Source organism: Neisseria weixii, from assembly GCF_002327085.1.
In the GTDB taxonomy this organism is placed as follows: domain Bacteria; phylum Pseudomonadota; class Gammaproteobacteria; order Burkholderiales; family Neisseriaceae; genus Neisseria; species Neisseria weixii.
In genome coordinates this window covers 1,265,913-1,287,539 of the sequence record NZ_CP023429.1, presented here as the reverse complement: position 1 = coordinate 1,287,539, position 21,627 = coordinate 1,265,913, and the positions used below count along the sequence as shown (strand labels likewise).

17 protein-coding genes and 3 pseudogenes are annotated in these 21,627 nt (G+C 49.9%); 9 read left to right on the top strand and 11 right to left on the bottom strand.

Translation table 11 applies throughout. The annotated features are described in order from the left end of the window. Positions 1 to 8 precede the first annotated feature (8 nt). Complete coding sequence (locus CGZ65_RS06580) at positions 9 to 218, bottom strand: heavy-metal-associated domain-containing protein (protein WP_096295289.1); 210 nt, start codon at positions 216 to 218, stop codon at positions 9 to 11. A gap of 209 nt (positions 219 to 427) precedes the next feature. On the opposite strand from CGZ65_RS06580, the pseudogene CGZ65_RS06575 reads away from it, so the two are divergent. Continuing rightward, positions 428 to 1,605: pseudogene (locus CGZ65_RS06575) on the top strand (sugar transporter). Positions 1,606 to 1,717: 112 nt separating this feature from the next. On the opposite strand, the gene CGZ65_RS06570 reads toward CGZ65_RS06575, so the two are convergent. The 3 genes from CGZ65_RS06570 to CGZ65_RS06560 all read right to left on the bottom strand — a co-directional run bounded on the left by CGZ65_RS06570 (position 1,718) and on the right by CGZ65_RS06560 (position 4,412). Beyond that, the gene (locus tag CGZ65_RS06570; RefSeq protein ID WP_096296119.1) at positions 1,718 to 2,200 is read right to left on the bottom strand and encodes a GNAT family N-acetyltransferase; all 483 of its coding nucleotides are present in this window, start codon (positions 2,198 to 2,200) and stop codon (positions 1,718 to 1,720) included. A 128-nt stretch (positions 2,201 to 2,328) separates the two neighbouring features. Beyond that, positions 2,329 to 2,940: an inner membrane-spanning protein YciB gene (locus CGZ65_RS06565; RefSeq protein ID WP_096295288.1), complete on the bottom strand. Its 612-nt coding sequence runs from the start codon at positions 2,938 to 2,940 to the stop codon at positions 2,329 to 2,331. A gap of 326 nt (positions 2,941 to 3,266) precedes the next feature. Continuing rightward, a complete protein-coding gene (locus CGZ65_RS06560; protein WP_096295287.1) occupies positions 3,267 to 4,412 on the bottom strand; it encodes a 5-(carboxyamino)imidazole ribonucleotide synthase in 1,146 nt (381 codons plus the stop codon). Positions 4,413 to 4,481: 69 nt separating this feature from the next. Here CGZ65_RS06560 and CGZ65_RS12840 point away from each other — a divergent pair, with 69 nt between their 5' ends. After that, positions 4,482 to 4,676 (top strand): hypothetical protein, encoded by a 195-nt coding sequence (locus tag CGZ65_RS12840; protein ID WP_157742734.1) that lies wholly within the window; start codon positions 4,482 to 4,484, stop codon positions 4,674 to 4,676. Between the two features lie 108 nt (positions 4,677 to 4,784). Here the strand turns inward: CGZ65_RS12840 and CGZ65_RS15120 are convergent, their stop codons facing one another. From CGZ65_RS15120 to CGZ65_RS06545, 3 genes are all read right to left on the bottom strand, one after another. Beyond that, positions 4,785 to 4,880, bottom strand: a complete 96-nt coding sequence (locus CGZ65_RS15120) for a hypothetical protein (protein WP_415906978.1) — start codon at positions 4,878 to 4,880, stop codon at positions 4,785 to 4,787. Positions 4,881 to 5,069: 189 nt separating this feature from the next. Next, positions 5,070 to 6,545: an anthranilate synthase component I gene (gene trpE, locus CGZ65_RS06550; protein ID WP_096295286.1), complete on the bottom strand. Its 1,476-nt coding sequence runs from the start codon at positions 6,543 to 6,545 to the stop codon at positions 5,070 to 5,072. Positions 6,546 to 6,723: 178 nt separating this feature from the next. Next, on the bottom strand, positions 6,724 to 7,140 hold the full coding sequence (locus tag CGZ65_RS06545) for an MFS transporter (protein WP_096295285.1): 417 nt from the start codon (positions 7,138 to 7,140) through the stop codon (positions 6,724 to 6,726). A 173-nt stretch (positions 7,141 to 7,313) separates the two neighbouring features. Between CGZ65_RS06545 and CGZ65_RS06540 the strand changes: the two genes are divergently transcribed. The 6 genes and pseudogenes from CGZ65_RS06540 (at position 7,314) to lpdA (ending at position 16,106) form a co-directional block, all read left to right on the top strand. Next, positions 7,314 to 8,099, top strand: coding sequence for an SDR family NAD(P)-dependent oxidoreductase (locus CGZ65_RS06540; protein ID WP_096295284.1), 786 nt, complete (start codon positions 7,314 to 7,316; stop codon positions 8,097 to 8,099). 15 nt (positions 8,100 to 8,114) lie between these two features. Continuing rightward, complete coding sequence (locus tag CGZ65_RS06535; protein ID WP_096295283.1) at positions 8,115 to 8,729, top strand: Smr/MutS family protein; 615 nt, start codon at positions 8,115 to 8,117, stop codon at positions 8,727 to 8,729. A 552-nt stretch (positions 8,730 to 9,281) separates the two neighbouring features. Continuing rightward, positions 9,282 to 11,951: a pyruvate dehydrogenase (acetyl-transferring), homodimeric type gene (aceE, locus tag CGZ65_RS06530; protein ID WP_096295282.1), complete on the top strand. Its 2,670-nt coding sequence runs from the start codon at positions 9,282 to 9,284 to the stop codon at positions 11,949 to 11,951. A gap of 200 nt (positions 11,952 to 12,151) precedes the next feature. Next, positions 12,152 to 13,810, top strand: coding sequence for a dihydrolipoyllysine-residue acetyltransferase (gene aceF / locus CGZ65_RS06525; protein WP_096295281.1), 1,659 nt, complete (start codon positions 12,152 to 12,154; stop codon positions 13,808 to 13,810). A gap of 140 nt (positions 13,811 to 13,950) precedes the next feature. Continuing rightward, entirely contained in the window at positions 13,951 to 14,244 is a 294-nt protein-coding gene (locus tag CGZ65_RS13280; RefSeq protein ID WP_232507385.1) for a nucleoside triphosphate pyrophosphohydrolase family protein, read from the top strand. Positions 14,245 to 14,313: 69 nt separating this feature from the next. Further along, a pseudogene (gene lpdA / locus CGZ65_RS06515) lies at positions 14,314 to 16,106 on the top strand (dihydrolipoyl dehydrogenase). Between the two features lie 94 nt (positions 16,107 to 16,200). Here the strand turns inward: lpdA and cysG are convergent. The 4 genes and pseudogenes from cysG to CGZ65_RS06500 form a co-directional block, all read right to left on the bottom strand. Further along, positions 16,201 to 17,580, bottom strand: a complete 1,380-nt coding sequence (gene cysG / locus CGZ65_RS06510) for a siroheme synthase CysG (RefSeq protein ID WP_096296117.1) — start codon at positions 17,578 to 17,580, stop codon at positions 16,201 to 16,203. A gap of 127 nt (positions 17,581 to 17,707) precedes the next feature. Beyond that, a complete protein-coding gene (locus CGZ65_RS06505; RefSeq protein WP_157742733.1) occupies positions 17,708 to 18,025 on the bottom strand; it encodes a DUF4112 domain-containing protein in 318 nt (105 codons plus the stop codon). Beyond that, entirely contained in the window at positions 18,006 to 18,182 is a 177-nt protein-coding gene (locus CGZ65_RS12835) for a DUF4112 domain-containing protein (protein ID WP_148083939.1), read from the bottom strand. The genes CGZ65_RS06505 and CGZ65_RS12835 overlap by 20 nt, the downstream gene beginning before the upstream one ends. A gap of 265 nt (positions 18,183 to 18,447) precedes the next feature. After that, positions 18,448 to 19,561, bottom strand: a pseudogene (locus tag CGZ65_RS06500) (methyltransferase). 212 nt (positions 19,562 to 19,773) lie between these two features. Here CGZ65_RS06500 and CGZ65_RS06495 point away from each other — a divergent pair. Continuing rightward, positions 19,774 to 21,564 (top strand): 2-isopropylmalate synthase, encoded by a 1,791-nt coding sequence (locus CGZ65_RS06495; RefSeq protein WP_096295279.1) that lies wholly within the window; start codon positions 19,774 to 19,776, stop codon positions 21,562 to 21,564. The last annotated feature ends 63 nt before the right edge of the window (positions 21,565 to 21,627 follow it).

The window sequence follows — 21,627 nt, the reverse complement described above, 5'->3', positions numbered from 1 at the left end:
GCATATGATCAAAGCGAAGCATCAAAGCCGCCGTCTTCAATCGCTTCGATTAAAGCATCGACATTGGTTTTGGTGGCATCGAATTCAATCACGGCGCTTTTGTTTTCCAAGCTCACTTCGGCTTTGGCAACGCCGTCGGTGTTTTCCAAAATGCGGGTTACGCTTTTCACGCAGCCGCCGCAGGTCATACCTTCTACGTTTAAGGTGATGCTTTCCATGATTTTTCCTTTCGTTTGCTTGTTAGGTTATCAAAATATAAACCTTAACATGGGGTAAGGGTCAAGTGTTGTTTCAGACGGCCTATCTATCTTATAAAGATCATATGAAATATTTGAAATCAAAATAAATATAGGCAATTGTTATTGTTTTAATTATTGTGTGAAGGGAGTAGAATAACGCCCCTGTTTTGATAGGGAAGATTAAGATTATGTCGGCAGCAAAAGAGAAAAAACAATGGCTGAGCGTGTTGGCCTTGGCGGTGGGGCGTTTATTTTCAACACCACCGAATTTATTCCGATTGCACTGTTGAGCGACATTGGCCAAACCTTCGGTATGGCCTCCACCGAAGCCGGTATTATGCTGACCGTGTATGCGTGGATCGTGGCGTTGTTGTCACTGCCGCTAATGCTGGCCACCAAAAATTTTGAACGCCGCAAGCTTTTGCTGGTTTTGTTTGCTGTGTTTGTAGTCGGGCATTTGTTGTCTTTTTTCGCATGGAATTTCAGCGTGTTATTTGTCAGCCGGATTTGTATTGCTCTGACGCACGCGGTGTTTTGGTCGATTACGGCGTCTTTGGCCGTGCGGGTTGCGCCGCAAGGCAAAAGCACACAGGCGCTGGGTTTGTTGAGTACCGGTACGGTGATGGCGATGGTGATGGGTATTCCGCTGGGGCGGGTGATTGGACAGTTTTATTCGTGGCAAATCAGCTTTTTGCTGATCGGCGTTTGTGCTGCGGTGGTGATGATTGTGCTGGCGAAAAATTTGCCCTTGCTGCCGAGTGTGAATTCCGGCTCATTGAGCAGCCTACCTTTACTGGTAAAACGCAAAAATCTAATGCTGCTGTACGGCTTTACCATTTTGATTATTACTGCGCATTTTACCGCGTATAGCTATATCGAGCCGTTTGTGCTGCAAATCGGCGGCTTTAAGCCGGAGCAGGTAACGATTGTGTTGGGCCTGTATGGTGCAGCCGGTTTTGTGGCTTCGTTTGTGTTCGGTAAATGGTTTGCCAAGTTCCCGCGCCAATTCTTTATCGGCGCAGCGGCCTTTGTGGTATTGATGACGGCTTTGCTGTGGCCGTTGGCCGGCTCGGCATGGGCGGTGTATGTGTTGTGTTTTGTCTGGGGATTGGCCATCAGTATAGTCAGCTTGTCGATGATTGCCAAAGTGTTGAACTTTGCTTCTGATGCCACCGATGTTGCCACGATTTATTTATTCGGGCTGTATAATGTTGGTATCGGCGACGGTGCGCTGTTGGGGCATTATGTCACCGTTTGGCTGGGTTTGGGCAGCATTGGATTTATTGGGTCGGGCACGGCATTGTTAGCGGTGGTATTGGCTTATATTTTGATCAAACGCGATGATTTTATGAATAAATCGGTTTGAAACCCACACAATAAAGGTCTCAGGCCGTCTGGAAAGGATGAACTACACCCCAAAAGTTGGAACCCAACTTTTGGGGTGTAGTTCACTAATCTTTAAAACGGCCTGATTACTGCTATACATATTTGCGCATTAATTCGCATTTGACTTTGACATGTTCGTTTAAAGGCAGCACCGCTTCGCCTAAGGATTCGTAGCCGTTTAAGCGGTAAAACGGCACGGAATTGAGCGAAGCGTAAAGTTTTAAAAAGCTCAAGCCTGCGTCGTGCGCCAATTCCTCGGCACGCTGCAGCAGCGCCGTGCCTAAGCCTTTGTTGTGCATTAAAGGATGGACATAGAGCGCGTCAAGTTGGGCTTCTTTGAAATCGACTTGGAAAAAGCCTTGAATTGCGTCACGGTATTCCACCACCCACAAGGCCTTGGTTTTATCGGCCATCGTGGCGTGATAGCTTTCCATACCGAGCAATTTTTCCCATGCCTGCAATACGCGTTCGTTGTAACTGCGGATACAGGTATATTGAACGGCATGCAGATGCGCGCTGTGAATGAAAGGGCAGTCTTTTTCGGTAGCGGGGCGGAGCACGGTGAAGAGATTCATGGCAGGGTTCACATTACAACGTTCAGACCGCCTGTAATACCGAAAGGCCGTCTGAAAAATCAACAATCGGTAGGATGATTATAGCAGGAACACGGCATATTCAGACGGCCTTGCGGCAGAAATTTTTGTCAGCGCCATTCGCTTTTGAAATGCTTGCGCAACACGAAAAACATAATGCCCATGCAGCTGAGCATCACAATCAAATCACCGAATGCGGTGAATTCGCCCCAATACCGGCCGCCGGCAAACACAAAGGCAAAAAAAGCATGCAGCGCGGCCAGCAGGAAAAACATGCCCGCCCAAGCCCAATTGAGTTTCTTCCAGCCATCGGCCGAGAGCACCAATACCGAATCAAACATTTTTTGCACGGCAGAGCGGCGGTCGTTGAAGAAAAAGTGCGACACCAGCATGCCCAGGCCGAATGCGGCATTGAGCAATACGGCTTTCAGGCGGATATAGTAATCATCGCTTAACGCCAGCGTCACACCGCCGAACACCACCGTCATGGCCAATACAAGCCATTGCTGGCGCTCCAGACGGAATTTCTGTTTCACCAGTTGATAGCCGTACACCAACACTGTGGCGATAATCAAACCGGCGGTAGCGGCTAAAACGTGGTTATTGTCGCTGCCCGCCGCGCCGGTAAGTTGCAGCAGCGGATGGTTGGTATCGGTCGGCTCGACGGTTTTATAAAGGTAGAAAAAAACAATCAGGGGCAGGAAATCAAGTAAAGCTTTCATAAGATGGGGGAACTTAGGGTTCAGACGGCCTGAGACCTTTGCAAACTCCCCATCTTTGGTACATTTCTTCGTTATGCGCTGCTCGAAAGCTTGCCTATCTTCATGATATGTCTTCGCTTCCTGCTCTGCTCTAACTTCGAACTGTACTCAAATCCGGGGTTTTGCAAAGGCCTCAGTCTTTGGTTTAAATCATGGACAAAAGATTTAAGGCCGTCTGAACAGTCAATAAAAAATGTCGGATATAGAATCAGACCCGATGCAGACGTTTTCAGACGGCATATTGTAGCGCAAATGCCGTCTGAAAACAGAAAACGATTGTAAAGCCCTTAAGCGCGTTTCAATGTGGCGTGTAAGGCTTGGGCTTTTGCAAAAGCCGCATCGGCATCCTTGGCTAAAGCGACAAAATGCCCCATTTTGCGGCCTGCACGCGCGGCTTTCTTGCCGTAAAGGTGCAGGAAAGAAGCCGTATCACTTTGCAGCGGCAGCCAATCCGGTTCGCTGCCGTCGTCGCCCCACACATCACCCAAAATATTCGCCATGCAGCAGGCCGAGAGCAGGCGGGTGTCAGCCGGCGGCAGATTGCACATTATGCGCACTTGCTGTTGAAATTGGCTGACCGCACAAGCGTCGATGGTGTGGTGACCGGAGTTGTGCGGACGCGGTGCGATTTCGTTGACCACCAATTCATGCGTGTCGCCGACGACAAACATTTCCACCGCCAACACACCGATATAATCCAATTCATCGGCCAAACGCTGCGCCATCCGCCGCGCCTGTTGCTGAATGTCGGCACTCAAACGCGCCGGAACAATAGAATAGGCCAGAATGCTGTTCTCGTGAATATTTTCTGCGGGGTCGAAGGTTTGCACATTGTCGCTGCTCAGACGGCAGACCACCACTGAAATTTCGCCGCGCAAATCAACCATTTTTTCCAACACACAATCTACGCCGCCATGCTCGGCAAAAGCGGCTTTCAGCTCATCCAAGGTTTTCACGCGGATTTGGCCTTTGCCGTCGTAACCGAGTGTGGCGGTTTTTAAAATACCCGGCAAAAATGCTGCGCTCTCTTCAGTAATGTCTTCTGTTTTACAGACGGCCTGATACGGCGCAGTTTTCAAACCGGCCTTTTGAATCCACGCCTTTTCCTGAATACGGTTTTGCGCCACCGCCACACAATCGCCGCTCGGGGAAACATTGGTGTGGTTGGCTAAAAAGCGCATGGCATCGGCATTGACGTTTTCAAATTCAGTCGTCACCGCCGCGCATTGGGCCAATTCGGCTAAGGCAGCCTGATCATCAAATGGTGCGCAAAGATGGAGGTCGGCAAATTCTGCTGCCGGTGCATTGGGATCAGGATCAAGCACGGTGACTTGATAGCCCATGGTTTTGGCAGCGATGGTGAACATACGGCCGAGCTGGCCGCCGCCGAGAATACCGAGCATAGCAGGAGGAAGGATAGGGTTGTTTTTCATAGCAGGGTTGTTTGATAAAAATAAGATTAAAATCGGCTGAAACAGTTTAGATGCTATCAGCTGACAATATTGTCCAAGCCCAACAGTTTATCCGTACTGCCGGCCACAGGTTGGAACGCAACGCCCAAGCGGTTCCATGCGTTGATGGTGCCTGAAACCGCTTATTGTTCAAATGTCGCAGCAATTCATTCTGCCGGGCGATTATCGTTTTACCATCGGGCTACTTACCACCGCACCGACAATTTGACCATCATGCAACAATGATACCTGCCTTACAAAGGCAAAATATTCGGCGTTGCCAGCATGGGCGGAGTACCTTGATTCACAAAACCTTCAAATCATTTTGACGGTGCTTTGAGATAAGCGGCGGTTTCAGGCTTTGTCCCCGGCGACATCGTATGTGATGAAAGTGGTGCCGTTTATCCGCGCAAATGCAAGCAAGTGACCACTGCTTTTGACAACGGCAATAGCCAGATTAAAGCTTCCCAGCCTGACTTACAATAATTGTTGTGCGACCTTAAGGGGGCAATGTCGGGGTGAGGTTGAATTTTTGTTTCGTGAGTGAATCCCGCAGATAAAATTTTAATGATAGGCTCGGTTGAGACGGACTGAAAATGCACGACATTTTGTGTAACTCTCCCAATCAGTTTGCAACATTTAATTATCCAAGCCTTCCTGTACCATTTGCGCGGCACGTATCACGGCGCGCGCTTTGTTTTGTGTTTCCTGCCATTCGGATTCGGGCACGGAATCCGCCACTACGCCTGCGCCGCTTTGTACATAAAGCGTATCGTTTTTAATCACGGCGGTGCGGATGGCGATGGCTAAGTCCATGTCGTTGTTGAAGCTCCACACGCCCACGGCGCCGCCGTAGATGCCGCGTTTGCTCGGTTCGACTTCTTCGATGATTTCCATGGCGCGGATTTTCGGTGCGCCGGATAAGGTGCCGGCAGGGAAGGTGGCGGCGAGAATTTCCATATTGGTGATGTCCTCTTTCAGACGGCCTTCGACATTGGAAACGATGTGCATCACATGGGAATATTTTTCCACCACCATTTTGTCGGTAACACTGACTTGGCCGGTTTGGCTGATGCGGCCGACATCGTTGCGGCCGAGATCAATCAGCATGACGTGTTCGGCGATTTCTTTGGCATCATTCAATAAATCTTGCTCGTTGGCCAAGTCTTCGGCAGGGGTTTTGCCGCGCAGGCGGGTGCCGGCAATCGGACGCACGACCACGGTGTCTTGTTCGCGGCGCACGAGAATTTCCGGCGAAGAGCCGACAATATGGAAATCGTCAAAATCGTAATAAAACATATACGGTGACGGATTGAGCGTGCGCAGGGCACGGTAGAGTGAGAGCGGGCTGTCGGTATAGGGCATGGTCATGCGCTGGCTGGGCACGACCTGCATGCAGTCGCCGGCAAAGATGTATTCTTTGATTTTATCGACACAGGCTTTGAAAGGCGCCTCGCCGAATTCGCTGGTCGGTTGGGTGGTGGCGCTGCCTAGAGATAAGGGAATGGCGCAGCTTTGGCGCAATTGGGTGCGCAAGTCTTCCAAGCGTCCGCGTGCGGCTTCGTAGCCGTTGGTTTGGCTTGGGTCGGCATAGACAATCAGGTAGATTTTGCCGGAAAGGTTGTCGATTACCGCCAATTCTTGCGACAGCATCAGCAAAATATCCGGTGTGCCCAGTGGGTCTGCTTTGGGCGGATGTTTCAGGCGGTGGGCAAAATGTTCGAAATTATAGATGGTTTCATAGCCGAAATAGCCGACCAAACCGCCGGTAAAGCGTGGCAGGCTTGGAATTTCAGGCGTTTTGAAACGTGCATGGAAGGCTTCGATAAAGGGGAGCGGGTTACCATCGTATTGTTCGACAATTTCGCCGTTGAGATACACACCGACATGTCTGCCGCCGGCTTTTAAATAATGATGGCAAGGCAGACCGATGAAGGAATAGCGGCCGAAACGTTCGCCGCCGACCACGGATTCCAGCAAATAGGTAAAGGGTTTGTTGGCCAGCTTGAGATAGAGCGACAAGGGCGTGTCAAGATCGGCGAGGACTTCCTGCACTAATGGAATGCGGTTGTATCCTTGTGCGACTTGGGCTTGATATTCTTGTTTGCTGATCATGTTCAGACGGCCTTACCTGAAAAATGCGATGCGTGTATGCAGCGAAATGGTTGATGTTAAAGAGTGCAAAGAGTATAGCAGCTTATGGGGGTATTGTTAACCGATTTGCCGATGCGGCAAAGGCCGTCTGAAGCAAAAAAATAAACACCGTTTTGATGGAAAACGGTGTTGGTTAAAATCAGAAACTGGAAGCCGTATCGATTTTGGTTTGGCGTGCGCGCTTGAATTTAATGAAATAGCCGAGGGCAACCGGAATCAGTGCCAGAATGATTTTAAATGTCCAGCTTGCATACCAAGGCTTGGCCACCACAATTGCATGGCTTTCCGTGCCCGGTACGATGAAATCCTTAATCGCAAACCAATCGAGAAACGGCCACCAGCAAGCCACCAATAAGCCTAAGAACCAAGGCCATATCATGCGGCTCAAATCACGCTGCCACAAGACGAAACACACCACTGCCCAAAGCAGGGTAAAGCCGGTAATCACTAAAGAGGTGTAGGTGTCGGCACCGAAATAGGTGGTGAGAAAATAGGTAAAAGCGACCCACAATAATCCTAAAACGAATACGATGAATTCTTCAGGACGTTTGAACATTCGGTTTCTCCAAAATAGCGCATATTGTATCAACTTGATGAGTAGAGAATACTATACCTGAAAAGCGTTTTTGTGAAGATGATTCTGGCGCGCGTTTCAGACGGCCTGATTTTTCAGATAAAAAGAACTATGGCAAAATATTGCTACTTTGAATACCTCAAACGGAACCTGTCATGCGCCAAAAAATCATCACCACCGGACACTCAAGCGGTTTAGGCAAAGCCTTGGCCGCACATTATTTGAATACCGGTGCGGCCGTATTGGGGATTACCCGACGCGGATTGCCTGCACAAAACGGTTTGCAGCAAGCGGCGTTGGATTTGGCCGACACGGAAAAATTAAACACATGGCTGCAAACCGGTGAGATTGAAGGTTTTATGCAGGATGCCGATGAGTTGGTGCTGATTAATAATGCCGGTACGGTTCCGCCAAGCGCGATATGTGGCAGGCAGAGGCCGTCTGAAATTGCGGCAGCGGTGAGTTTGAACATTACTGCGCCTTTATTGTTAAGCAACCATGTTTTGGCGGTAAAAGCAGAAAGCCAGACGGTTAAAATGGTGCACATCAGCAGCGGCGCAGGGCGCAATGCTTATCAGGGTTGGAGTATTTATGGTGCGGCCAAAGCGGCTTTAGATCATCATGTACGCTGTGTGGAAGCGGAAAATCACTACAATGTGAAGGTGTGCAGTATTGCGCCCGGTGTGGTCGATACCGACATGCAGGCGCAGATTCGGGCTCAAGACGGTGATGACTTTCCGATTTTGCCGCGTTTCCAGCAACTTCATGCTAAGCAGGAATTGAGTTCGCCCGAATCCGCAGCGAAAATCATTGCCGAAATGATTGCCGATGTAGATTTCGGGGATGAAATTATTCAAGATGTCCGCACATGGCAATCATTGAAACAGACTTTTCAGACGGCCTTATTGCAAACACCTTACAAAACAGGCCGTCTGAAATAAAATAAGGAACATCAAATGAGTATGGATTTTCAAGCCACATTAAAAGCTTTGGGCAAACAAGCGAAAAAAGAAGCCGAGCAGCGTAAAATCGAAGCGGTGGAAGCAAAAAAGCGTGAAGAGGAGCAGGTTGATTTTGCCAAGGCGGCCGGTGCCGTGACGCCTTTGAAAAATTCGCAACGCTATGAAGCACCTCGTCCGAAAACCACCATCAAACCGCGTCCGAAAGCGGAAAACGATTTGGCGGAAGAAGATTATTTCTATGTCGGCCAAGGTGGTTGGGATGAGCCGCCGGCCACCTTCAGTAAAAACGGCCAAGGCAAAAATGACATCCAACGCCTGCGCAACGGCCATTATCCGGTGGTGGCTGATGTGGATTTGCACGGTTACACGCAGGAAGAAGCGCAGCAAGTGTTGAACGAATTTATCGAATTTACCAAAAAGCGCGGCGTATGCGGTGAAATCGTGCATGGCAGTGGGTTGGGTTCGGCGGGTTATAAACCTGTTTTGAAAAACCTGACCCGCCGCTGGTTAATGCAACATCCGGATGTGTTGGCTTATGTCGAGCCACGTCAAGGGAATGATGGTGCGGTACGGATTTTACTGAAACGTCCGCGTCGCGAAGAAGAATAAGCTCGCGATATGACTGGTTTCATCTCAAGCAGATGTACAAGGCCGTCTGAAAGCCAACAGGTTTTCAGACGGCCTTGATTTGTTTGGCATACAAATGAAAATTTTATCTATTTAAATCTTTACGCTTTTTTGCTTGCAAAATGAGAGCCAAAGTGAAGGCACTCTTTTTCTTAAATGATGGTTTCAATGCTTGAATTGAAAATAAAATATTCGATTTATTTCGATTATGAATTTTTTAGAAAATTGCACAAATGTTCAGACTCAAAAATTTTGATTTTTATTGAATAATTCATCGGATTGGTTTGCCAGTCGGCATAAATACTGATACGATTTAAGGCGTCTTTTTAAGTAGGGTAAGTTTTGACAAATGCTGTCATAAAGTAGCATTGGTAAATTCTGCCTGTAAATCAGATATTTGGACGGTAAATCCGTCATATTATTTCACTTGAATATTCGATTTTGAAAATCAGGTTTTCTAAATTGAAAATATACGAATTGACTCGAACCGATACTTCGATGTCGGTGTTTGTAACCCAATATAAGGATACTGATATGTCCACTCAATTGCACGATGTAGATCCGATTGAAACACAGGAATGGTTGGATGCATTAAGCTCGGTTTTAGAAACTGAAGGCACCGAACGCGCCCACTTCCTGCTGGAAAATCTGGTGAAATACACCCGTCGTCGCGGCGTTCATATGCCGTTTGACGCCACCACTGCTTACTTGAATACCATTCCGGTGGGTAAAGAGCAGAAATCTCCGGGTAACCATGAATTGGAACACCGCATCCGCTCGGCAATCCGTTGGAATGCAGCTGCCATGGTGTTGCGTGCAGGTAAAAAAGATTTGGAATTGGGTGGCCATATCGCATCTTTCCAATCAGCTGCCACGCTGTATGACGTAGGTTTCAACCACTTCTGGCGCGCTAAAGGCGAAGGCGAAGAAGGCGATTTGATTTTCTTCCAAGGCCACGCTGCGCCGGGTATTTATGCACGTGCATTCGTTGAAGGCCGTTTGACTCAAGAACAACTGGACCATTTCCGTCAAGAAGTGGACGGTAAAGGTATTCCTTCTTACCCACACCCGCACTTGATGCCTGATTTCTGGCAATTCCCTACCGTATCGATGGGCTTGGGTCCATTGATGGCGATTTACCAAGCGCGTTTTTTAAAATACTTGGATTCACGCGGCTTGAGCAAAACCAAAGGCCGTAAAGTTTGGGTATTCTGCGGCGACGGTGAGATGGATGAACCGGAATCTCAAGGCGCCATCGCATTGGCAGCCCGCGAAGGTTTGGACAATCTGATTTTCGTCATCAACTGTAACTTGCAACGCTTGGACGGTCCGGTACGCGGTAACGGTAAAATTATCCAGGAATTGGAAGGGAACTTCCGCGGTGCCGGTTGGAACGTACTGAAAGTGATTTGGGGCAGCAAATGGGATGCCTTGTTGGCGCGAGACACCACCAATGCATTGAAACAACGCATGGAAGAAGTGTTGGACGGCGACTACCAAACCTACAAATCTAAAGACGGTGCGTATGTGCGCGAGCATTTCTTCAATACGCCTGAATTAAAAGCCTTGATTGCCAACATGTCTGACGAAGAAGTTTGGGCTTTGAACCGCGGCGGTCACGATCCGCACAAAGTTTATGCGGCTTACTATGAAGCGGTAAACAACGCCGGTGGCCGTCCGACTGTGATTTTGGCGAAAACCATCAAAGGCTACGGTATGGGTGCTTCCGGTGAAGGTCAAAACGTTGCCCACCAAGCCAAAAAAATGGACGTGAAATCGTTGAAACAATTCCGTGACCGTTTCGGCATCGATGTGACCGACGAGCAAATCGACAGCGGCGACTTGCCATACTACCGCTTTGCTGAAGACAGCGAAGAAATGAAATACTTGCGCGAACGCCGTAACGCCTTGGGTGGTTACCTGCCGCAACGCAATCCGAACAACGAAGCCTTGCCGATTCCTGAGTTGAGCGCGTTTGACGGTCAATTGCAATCAAGCGGCGATCGCGAATTCTCGACTACCATGGCGTTTGTGCGTATCTTGTCAACCTTGTTGAAAGACAAACAAATCGGCAAACGCGTAGTACCGATTGTGCCGGATGAAAGCCGTACCTTCGGTATGGAAGGCATGTTCCGCCAATACGGCATTTGGAACCCTAAAGGCCAACAATACACGCCGCAAGATAAAGACCAGTTGATGTTCTATAAAGAGTCGGTTGACGGTCAGATTCTGCAGGAAGGCATTAACGAACCGGGTGCGATGGCAGACTGGATTGCTGCGGCAACTTCATACGCCAACAGCCGCTATGCCATGATTCCGTTCTACATCTACTACTCAATGTTCGGTTTCCAACGCGTTGGCGACTTGGCATGGGCTGCCGGTGATATGCACGCACGCGGCTTCTTGTTGGGCGGTACTGCCGGTCGTACGACCTTGAACGGTGAAGGCTTGCAACACGAAGACGGCCACAGCCAAATCCAAGCCGATTTGATTCCAAACTGCGTATCTTACGATCCTACTTTCCAATACGAATTGGCCGTAATTATTCATGATGCATTGCGCCGCATGTATGTAGAAAACGAAGACGTGTTCTACTACCTGACGTTGATGAACGAAAACTACACCCACCCAGCCTTGCCGCAACGCAAAGGCATTGAACAAGAAATCTTGAAAGGTATGTATTTGCTGGAAGAAGGCGGCAAATCCGACAAGAAAGTTCAATTGATGGGTTCGGGTACCATTTTGCAAGAAGTGATTGCCGGTGCGAAATTGCTGAAAGAAGATTTCAGTGTCGAAGCCAACGTTTGGTCTTGCCCTTCGTTCAACGAGTTGCACCGCGATGCCATGGAAGTAGAACGCTACAACCGTCTGCATCCGCTGGAAGAAGCCAAAGTGCCGTTTGTGGCGCAACAATTGAAAGGCCATGAAGGTCCGGTCGTTGCCGCTACCGACTACATCCGCAGCTTTGCAGAACGCATCCGCGCCTACATTCCGAATGGCTTCCACGTGTTGGGTACCGACGGTTTCGGCCGTTCCGACAGCCGTGCAAATCTGCGCCGCTTCTTTGAAGTTGACCGCTACAACGTAGCCGTTACCGCTTTGGCTGCCTTGGCCGATGAAGGTAAAGTAAGCAAAGAAACCGTACAGAAAGCCATTGAAAAATACGGTATCGCTACCGATACCGCACCAAGCTGGAAACGCTAAAAAGTTTCAGACGGCCAAATCATAAGGCCGTCTGAAAAAAGATTTTGAGTGTCTGTTCTTATTCAAAATCAAGCGTCAAACATGTAAGGCTGTTGTTTCAGACGGCCTTATGATTTGAGGCCGTCTGAAAACAAACGTATCTGTTTCAAAAAAACCTTACTGCGACGATAAGCGTTGCAGCACAACTAAGGAATAAAACGATGAGTCAAATCGTAGAAATTAAAGTACCCGATATCGGTGGCCACGAAAACGTGGACATTATTGCCGTAGAAGTTAAAGCCGGCGACACCATCGCCGTTGACGATACCCTGATTACTTTGGAAACTGACAAAGCCACCATGGATGTACCTGCTGATGCCGCAGGTGTGGTGAGAGAAGTAAAAGTAAGCGTTGGCGACAAAATTTCCGAAGGCGGCGTGATTTTGCTGGTAGATACCGGTGCTGAGGCTACTGAAGAAAAACCGGCGGCTGCCGAAGCGCCTAAAGCTGAAGAAGCCAAAACAGAAGCGCCTGCCGCTGCCCCGGCTCAAGCCGCTGCACCTGCCGCTGCCGGTGGTACGGTAACCGTAGCTGTGCCGGATATCGGCGGTCATGAAAATGTTGATGTCATTGCCGTTGAAATCAAAGCCGGCGACACCGTGGCCGAAGACGACACGCTTATTACGTTGGAAACCGACAAAGCGACTATGGATGTGCCATCTACTGTTGCGGGTGTGGTGAAATCTGTGTTGATTAAAGTTGGCGACAAAGTATCTGAAGGTTCGGCAATTATTGAAGTTGAAGTTGCCGGTGGCGCACCTGCTGCCGCAGCACCTAAAGCCGCTGAAGCTGCCCCTGCCCAAGAAGCCCCTAAAGCAGCAGCTGCTCCTGCACCTACTGCTGCTCCTGCACCGGTTGCCGCTTTCGGCAGCACACCGGTTGATGAAGCCGCTTTTGCCAAAGCACACGCAGGTCCTTCAACGCGTAAATTGGCGCGTGAACTGGGTGTGGACTTGGGCCAAGTAAAAGGTACCGGCTTGAAAGGCCGTATTGTTGGCGACGACATTAAAGCATTCGTCAAAGCCGCTATGCAAGGCGGTGCGGGCAAAGCGGCTCCTGCTGCAGCCGGTGCTTCTTTGGGCGGCGGTTTGGACTTGTTGCCATGGCCGAAAGTGGACTTCAGCAAATTTGGTTCGGTTGAAGTAAAAGAGTTGTCGCGCATCAAGAAAATTTCCGGCCAAAACCTGTCGCGCAACTGGGTGATGATTCCGCACGTGACCCAACACGACGATGCCGACATGACCGAGCTGGAAGAATTCCGCAAACAGCTCAACAAAGAGTGGGAGCGCGAAGGCGTGAAACTGTCGCCTTTGGCCTTTATCATCAAAGCCTGTGTTAAAGCGCTGCAACAGTTCCCCGAATTCAACTCTTCGCTCGACGGCGATAATCTGGTGCTGAAAAAGTACTACCACATCGGCTTTGCGGCGGATACGCCCAACGGCTTGGTGGTGCCGGTGATTAAAGATGCCGACAAAAAAGGCCTGAAAGAAATTTCGTTGGAATTGGGCGAACTGAGCAAAAAAGCCCGCGATGGTAAGCTGAAACCGCAGGAAATGCAGGGCGCAAGCTTCACCATTTCCAGCTTGGGCGGCATCGGCGGCACCTACTTTACGCCGATCGTAAATGCGCCCGAAGTGGCGATTTTGGGCGTATGCAAATCGCAGATCAAACCGGTGTGGAACGGCAAAGAGTTTGCGCCGCGCCTGATGTGCCCGCTGTCGCTCTCTTACGACCACCGCGTGATCGACGGCGCTGCCGCCTGCCGCTTCACCACTTTCCTGGCGCAAGTGCTGGCCGACTTCCGCCGCGTATTGGTGTAAGGCAGATTCAGACGGCCTGCCGGACACCGCAGGCCGTCTGAATTTATCCGCATCATGCATGATTAACGAACAGAAAGCCATTCATGACACTGGAAGAAGCATATCGCCGCTGCTGTGCGGTTCGCTAGGCCTATCACGGCTTGGAACAGAAACATCACGGTTCGGTTTGGTCGGTCGAAGAAGATTTGCTGGCATTGGGTAACGATATCGGTAATCTCAATCGGCTGGTAATGACGCGGCAAGGGCGTTATTACGATGAAACGCCTTACTGTTTGGAAAACAAATTGGCCGAGAATATCTGGTGGCTGCTGGAGTTGGCCGGCCGTTTGGATATTGATATCGTACAGCAAATGCAGAATTTCTTAAGCAAAAAAGAGGCATTGCTGGGTATTCGGGTCGACTCCGGCGTTTTGAGCCAAACGCAGGAACAATAAGCCGCTATTTGGAAAAATGCCGGACATCAGTTTTTCAGACGGCCTATTATATATTATGAAAGTTTGAACATGAGCTTAATCGAATTGAAAGTCCCCGACATCGGCGGACACGAAAACGTAGACATCATCGCAGTGGAAATCAAAGTCGGCGACACCGTGGCGGTGGAAGACACCCTGATTACTTTGGAAACCGACAAAGCCACCATGGACGTGCCTGCCGAGGCTGCGGGTGTGGTGAAAGAAGTGAAAGTCAAAGTCGGCGATAAAATTTCCGAAGGCGGCTTGATTGCGGTAATCGAAGCCGAAGGCGCAGCTGCTGAAGCACCAAAATCAGAGGCTCCTAAAGCCGAAGCGCCTGCACAAGAAGCGCCTAAACAATCTGCACAGGCACCACAAGCCGCGCAATTTGCCGGTACTGCTGATGCCGAATACGACGTAGTAGTATTGGGCGGCGGCCCCGGCGGCTATTCAGCTGCCTTTGCCGCAGCAGACGAAGGCCTGAAAGTGGCGATCGTTGAGCGCTACAGCACCTTGGGCGGTGTCTGCCTGAACGTGGGCTGTATTCCTTCAAAAGCCTTGTTGCATAATGCGGCAGTGATTGACGAAGTACGCCACTTAGCGGCCAACGGCATTAAATATCCTGACCCTGAACTGAACATCGACATGCTGCGCGCCTACAAAGAAGGCGTGGTTAACCGCTTGACCACCGGGCTGAAAGGCATGGCCAAAGGCCGTAAAGTTGATGTGATTCAAGGCGAAGGTCAATTTGTCGGCCCCAACCACATGGAAGTGGCGTTGACCACCAGCGATGAATACGAGCAAGCCACGCAAACCGGTGAGAAGAAAACGGTTGCGTTCAAAAACTGTATCATCGCAGCGGGCAGCCGTGTAACTAAATTGCCGTTTATCCCTGAAGATCCGCGCATTTTCGATTCAACCGGCGCGCTGGCATTGAAAGAAGTGCCAGGCAAAATGTTGATTATCGGTGGCGGCATCATTGGCTTGGAAATGGGTACGGTATACAGCACTTTGGGCACACGTTTAGATGTGGTTGAAATGATGGACGGCCTGATGCAAGGTGCCGACCGCGACTTGGTAAAAGTATGGCAAAAAGCCAATGAATACCGCTTCGACAATATCATGATCAACACCAAAACCGTGGCGGTTGAAGCCAAAGAAGACGGTGTATATGTGACTTTTGAAGGTGCGAATGCGCCGAAAGAGCCGCAACGCTATGATGCCGTGTTGGTGGCCGCAGGCCGTGCGCCTAACGGTAAACTGATTGGTGCGGAAAAAGCCGGTGTGGCTGTGACCGACCGCGGCTTTATCGAAGTCGACAAACAAATGCGCACCAATGTGCCGCACATCTATGCCATCGGTGATATCGTCGGCCAGCCTATGTTGGCGCACAAAGCCGTTCACGAAGGTCATGTTGCCGCGGAAAACTGTGCCGGTCACAAAGCATTCTTTGATGCACGCGTGATTCCGGGGGTTGCCTACACTGCGCCTGAAGTGGCTTGGGTAGGTGTAACCGAGTTGTCTGCCAAAGCCGAAGGCCGCACAATCACCAAAGCCAACTTCCCTTGGGCAGCTTCAGGCCGCGCGATTGCCAACGGCTGCGACAACGGCTTTACCAAGCTGATTTTTGATGCCGAAACCGGCCAAATTATCGGTGGCGGTATCGTTGGTCCAAATGGCGGCGATATGATCGGTGAAATCTGTTTGGCTATTGAAATGGGTTGTGATGCCGAAGACATCGGCAAAACCATCCATCCGCATCCGACCTTGGTGAATCCATCGGTATGGCTGCTGAAGTGGCGTTGGGTATTTGTACCGACTTGCCGGCGCAGAAGAAAAAATAATAGGTACAGGGCAGCATGGATTGCTGTCTAATCCTATGAAACACAAGGCCGTCTGAATTTTCAGACGGCCTTTTTGATTTGTTGCCCATACTTGTCAAGCAGCATTACCTTCTTGAAACCATTTCAATTCATCACGCAGTGTCACCACTTCACCGATAATCATCAAAGCAGGAGGCGCGTTTTCTGCCATTTGCGGCAGATCTTTCAGATGGCCTGTTTGCACCGATTGGTTCGGCAGGGTGCCGTTGGAAATGACGGCAACGGGCGTGTTTTCGCTGCGGCCGTATTCAATTAGTTTTTCCGCAATGACTGAAGCGCGCAATGTGCCCATATAGATCGCTAAGGTTTGGCGGCTCAATGCCAAAGTGCGCCAATCGGGTTGGTCGCCGTCGTGTTTGCTGTGGCTGGTAACAAACAGTGCACTCTGCGCGCAATCGCGATGTGTCAGCGGAATACCGGCATAGGCAGTCGCGCCCAAAGCGGCGGTGACGCCCGGTACAATGCGGTAGGGCACACCGGCTTCATGCAATACCTGCGCTTCTTCGCCGCCTCGACCGAAGACAAACGGATCGCCGCCTTTTAAGCGTACTACACGGAGACCTTGCAAAGCGTATGTCACCAATAATTGATTGGTTTCTTCCTGCTGCACATGGTGGCAGCCCGCGCGCTTGCCGGCGCTGATTTTTTCGGCATCTTTGCGCACCATACCCAGAATTTCATCAGAGACCAAAGCATCGTACAACACAATATCTGCCGCCTGAATCGCCTGCAAAGCATGAATGGTCAACAAACCGGCATCGCCCGGACCCGCACCTACCAAGACCACTTCGCCTTTCGCAGGTCGGTAGCCGTCAAGCTGGGCGGATAATTCGGCTTCGGCCGCGTCAAGGTTGCCTTGTGCGGTCAAAGTATTAAAGCAGCTGTCGAACAGGTGTTCCCAAAAACGGCGGCGGTGTTCCATGCCGTCGATTTTTTCCTTGACACGGCTGCGCCATTTGCCTGCGATGGCCGCCATTTTACCGGTATGCAACGGCAGCAGCGTTTCGATGATTTGCCGCCATTTTCGTGCCAACACAGGCGAGGTGCCGCCGCTGGAAATGGCGATTTGAATCGGGCTGCGGTCAATAATAGCCGGTACGATATACGAACATAAACCGGCAGTATCGACCGTATTGCAAAATTTGCCGCGTGTTTCAGCCGCATGAAAAATACGTTGGTTGAAGCCGTGGTCATCGGTAGCGGCAACGGCTAAAAACACATCGTCCAAATAAAAATCGTGAAATACGCCGCCCAGCCAAATAATCCTGCCTTCGCTTTGCCATGCCTGAAAAGCCGGATTCAGCTTTTGCGCCACCACGCGCACAACGGCACCGGCTTTCAACAGGCTTTCCGCCTTGCGTTCGGCAACTTTGCCCGCACCCACCAGCAAAACGGTGCGGCCGTGCAAATCGGCAAAAATCGGATAATGGCTCATGGTGGGTTCTTTCTTATTTTGATAAGGCCGCATGTTAAAGGCCGTCTGAAAAAATAGGAAAGAATCGATTTTGCTTATCTTATGGTGTTTGGTTATAAGTTGGAGCGATGTATGGACAAGGCTGGTTTTACAGCCAATTGAGCAGCATCTGCCAGCCTTGTTCCAGCAGCACAAACAGGTTTTGAATCAGCCAAGCACAAGCCGCGCCCACAGCCGCAATCCCAACCACCGCAAAAATGGCTTGGCCGCGAACTTTGCGGATAATCTGCGGATTATTTTGGCTGAAGCCTTCTACCAGTAGAAAATTGCGTTTGTAAGAGCGGTGGAAAAAGTCCAAAGCCGTACCGATTACCGGAATCAAACCGATCAACAAATCCAGCAGGCTGTTGAAAATCACCACCAGGGTGAGCGGAATCGAGCGGGTTTTAAACAGCGAAATACACAAACACCAAATTGAATGTTTGGCTGAACACATCGCCCGCTACAGGAAACAGTCCGATAAAGCCGTCTAGATAATAATCATCAAGATAACGCTTGAGTAGGTGGCTTAAACGGTAGCTTCGGCTGTTTTCAATATCGGGGCGGGTAAGAGTAGTGTTCATGAGTGCTTTCGTGAAAAACAAAATAGGCCGAGACCTTTGCAAAACTCCCTGAAAAGCCACGGCACCAAGAATCGACGTCATTCCCGCGCAGGCGGGAATCCATTTTTGAGCATGGCAAGCCATTGAATAAAATAAGTTTCTGAAATTTTAAAATGGATTCCCGCCTGCGCGGGAATGACGGCTGTTTGGGTTTTTATTGGTTCATGAGGTTTTGCAAAGGTTTCAGGCCGTCTGAAAACTTCAGACGGCCTGTATATGGCGTATTTTAAACGGCTTTCAAGCGGTAGAGGCAGGTGGTTTCGTGCGCGCGGGCAAAAGCAAGCGGGGCGTCGGCGTTGGAGGCTTTGCCGTGTTGCGGTTTGGTATGCAACACATCGATGATTTCTAAAGAAGCCGCCTGAAACCATGAGCGTAAATCATCGGGCTGGCGCAGGTGTAAATGTTCGGCCAAGTCGGAAATAATCAACCATGCTTCACCGCATTCGTTTAAATGTGTAGCCACCCGTTGAGAAAAGCTTTGAGCATGCCGTGATCGGTATCATATAGGGCAGTTTCGATGGGGGACGTCGGTTTGGCGGGCAGCCACGGCGGATTACAAACAATTAAATCGGCGCGTCCTTCGGGAAACAGGCTCACCGTCTGAATTTCAACTTGTCTTTCATAGCCGAGATGACGGATGTTTTTTACAGCACAAGCGATGGCTTGCGGGTTGGTATCGGTGGCGGTGATGCGGGCGATGCCGCGTTTGGCCAATAAGGCAGCAATCACGCCAGAGCCTGTGCCGATGTCAAAGGCCGTCTGAAAGTTTGGGTTCAGCGGTACCTTGGCGATTAAGTCCAAATATTCGCCGCGTAACGGTGAAAACACGCCGAAGGGTACGTGGATTTTGCCGCCTAAGGCTTCGAGATGAATACCTTTCTTATGCCATTCATGTGCACCGATAAAACCGAGCAACTGATTCAACGGCAATAAAAAAGCGCGGTCATTTTCTTTGCCGAACACGTCCAACAGCGCAGGGCGGATGTCGGGCGAGCGGGAATGTTCAGCGTAAACCCTGCGCCGATTTCTACTGCCAACATATTGATTACGCGGCTTTGCTGCGCCTGCTGCATGCGGTGGGTATGAAAGGCCGTCTGAATATCTGTTGGAACTTTCCTAGGTTTTTTCGGTTTGCGTACACGTTTTTTTACCGCAGCCAACACCTGCTTGGCTTGGTGAAAATCGCCCGCCCAAACTGTAGCGGTGTGTTCGTAGGCAGCTTTTAATACGGTATCGGTGTTGGCATCGTGCAGATAAACTGCTTTTTTCGGCGGCTTTTGCGTGCTTTGGTTGAGCCATTCGATTTCGGTATCTTGAGAAGTAGGAATCAGCGAATTCATGGGAAAACATATATTTGCAGAGATTGAGAGTGTACTATACTTTTCATACGGCCTCATTAATAATGAACAAATTAGACAATATGTATAATAATTTTCGTATTTTTAAAAGAACTATCTGCTTTTAAGTAAAAAATATTGTCGTTTTGTCCAATTTGCGTATAATGCTTTTCAACCGAACTAAAAAATTTCCAAAGTTTTAGACAAGGAACATCATGCAACTGGACATCGACCGCTTGGTCGCTTATTTCGGCGGTGTGAATGCGTTGGCCGAGGCGCTGAAACAACACGACCCTGAAAATGCCGCAACCACAGCTGCCATCTACAAATGGCGCACCCGAGGCTCGTTGCCTTTGGCGCAATTGCAAAAATTAACCGCCCTAGCCGAAGCACAAGGCCGCCGCTTGGATTTGAATGCTTTTTTACAAAAACAAGATTCTCTGGAGAGAAATGATATGACACAAACAAACCGCGTAATTATTTTTGACACCACTCTGCGTGACGGCGAGCAGTCCCCCGGTGCAGCCATGACTAAAGAAGAGAAAATCCGCATTGCCCGCCAATTGGAAAAATTGGGTGTCGATGTGATTGAAGCCGGTTTTGCCGCAGCCAGCCCGGGCGATTGGGATGCGGTGAATTCGATTGCTAAAATTATCACCCAATCAACGGTTTGTTCATTGTCTCGTGCGGTTGAAAACGACATCCGCAAAGCGGGTGAAGCGATTGCTCCTGCACCGAACAAACGCATCCACACGTTTATCGCAACCAGCCCGATCCACATGGAATACAAGCTGAAAATGAAGCCGAAGCAAGTGGTGGAAGCTGCGGTGAAAGCGGTGAAAATCGCCAAAGAATACACCGATGATGTTGAATTCTCTTGTGAAGATGCATTGCGCAGTGAAATTGACTTTTTGGCCGAAATCTGTGGTGCGGTGATTGAAGCCGGTGCGACTACCATTAATATTCCGGATACCGTAGGTTACTCGATTCCTTACAAAACCGAAGAATTTTTCCGCGAACTGATTGCCAAAACCCCGGGTAGCGACCGCGTGGTTTGGTCGGCACATTGTCACAACGATTTGGGCTTGGCCGTAGCCAACTCATTGGCCGCCCTGAAAGGCGGTGCGCGCCAAGTGGAATGTACCGTCAACGGTCTAGGCGAGCGGGCGGGCAATGCCTCCATCGAAGAAATCGTGATGGCCTTGAAAGTGCGCAGTGATTTGTTCGGCTTGGAAACCGGTATCGACACCACTCAAATCGTGCCTTCTTCCAAACTGGTTTCGACGGTAACCGGCTATCCGGTTCAACCAAACAAAGCCATCGTCGGTGCCAATGCGTTTGCCCACGAATCGGGTATTCATCAAGACGGCGTGTTGAAACACCGCGAAACCTACGAAATCATGTCGGCCGAATCAGTAGGTTGGGCAACCAACCGACTGAGCCTGGGTAAATTGTCCGGCCGCAATGCCTTCAAAACCAAGCTGCACGAATTGGGCATTGAATTGGACAGCGAAGAAGCACTCAACGCTGCATTTGCACGCTTTAAAGAGCTGGCCGACAAAAAACGTGAAATTTTCGACGAAGATTTGCACGCTTTGGTGTCCGATGAAATGACGTTGGCGACCGAACAATACAAATTCATTTCGCAAAAAATCCATACCGAAACCGGCGAATTGCCGACTGCGGAAATCGTGTTCAGCGTAAATGGCAGCGAACACCGCGCGACGGCCAATGGTTCAGGCCCAGTCGATGCAATTTTCAAAGCCATTGAAAGCGTGGCACAAAGCCAAGCGACTTTGCAGATTTATTCAGTGAATGCCGTGACCCAAGGTACTGAAAGCCAAGGCGAAACGTCGGTTCGCCTGCAACGTGGCGATCGCGTGGTGAATGGTCAGGGCGCGGATACCGATGTATTGGTAGCCACCGCTAAAGCTTATCTGTCGGCATTGAGCAAATTGGAATTTGGCCAAGCCAAACAAAAAGCGCAGGGTAGTGGTTTGATTTAAGCTTTTAAATAAAGCCCAATGCGAACAGGCCGTCTGAAATGAAATTTCAGACGGCCTGTTATT

Excerpts from the sequence above, each read along its gene's own strand:
- cysG (WP_096296117.1), bottom strand. The coding sequence starts at position 17,580 with ATGAGCCATTATCCGATTTTTGCCGATTTGCACGGCCGCACCGTTTTG.
- CGZ65_RS06495 (WP_096295279.1), top strand. The coding sequence starts at position 19,774 with ATGCAACTGGACATCGACCGCTTGGTCGCTTATTTCGGCGGTGTGAAT.
- aceF (WP_096295281.1), top strand. The coding sequence starts at position 12,152 with ATGAGTCAAATCGTAGAAATTAAAGTACCCGATATCGGTGGCCACGAA.
- CGZ65_RS06535 (WP_096295283.1), top strand. The coding sequence starts at position 8,115 with ATGAGTATGGATTTTCAAGCCACATTAAAAGCTTTGGGCAAACAAGCG.
- trpE (WP_096295286.1), bottom strand. The coding sequence starts at position 6,545 with ATGATCAGCAAACAAGAATATCAAGCCCAAGTCGCACAAGGATACAAC.
- CGZ65_RS06540 (WP_096295284.1), top strand. The coding sequence starts at position 7,314 with ATGCGCCAAAAAATCATCACCACCGGACACTCAAGCGGTTTAGGCAAA.
- CGZ65_RS06570 (WP_096296119.1), bottom strand. The coding sequence starts at position 2,200 with ATGAATCTCTTCACCGTGCTCCGCCCCGCTACCGAAAAAGACTGCCCT.
- CGZ65_RS06580 (WP_096295289.1), bottom strand. The coding sequence starts at position 218 with ATGGAAAGCATCACCTTAAACGTAGAAGGTATGACCTGCGGCGGCTGC.
- CGZ65_RS06545 (WP_096295285.1), bottom strand. The coding sequence starts at position 7,140 with ATGTTCAAACGTCCTGAAGAATTCATCGTATTCGTTTTAGGATTATTG.
- CGZ65_RS12835 (WP_148083939.1), bottom strand. The coding sequence starts at position 18,182 with ATGAACACTACTCTTACCCGCCCCGATATTGAAAACAGCCGAAGCTAC.
- CGZ65_RS06565 (WP_096295288.1), bottom strand. The coding sequence starts at position 2,940 with ATGAAAGCTTTACTTGATTTCCTGCCCCTGATTGTTTTTTTCTACCTT.
- CGZ65_RS06560 (WP_096295287.1), bottom strand. The coding sequence starts at position 4,412 with ATGAAAAACAACCCTATCCTTCCTCCTGCTATGCTCGGTATTCTCGGC.
- aceE (WP_096295282.1), top strand. The coding sequence starts at position 9,282 with ATGTCCACTCAATTGCACGATGTAGATCCGATTGAAACACAGGAATGG.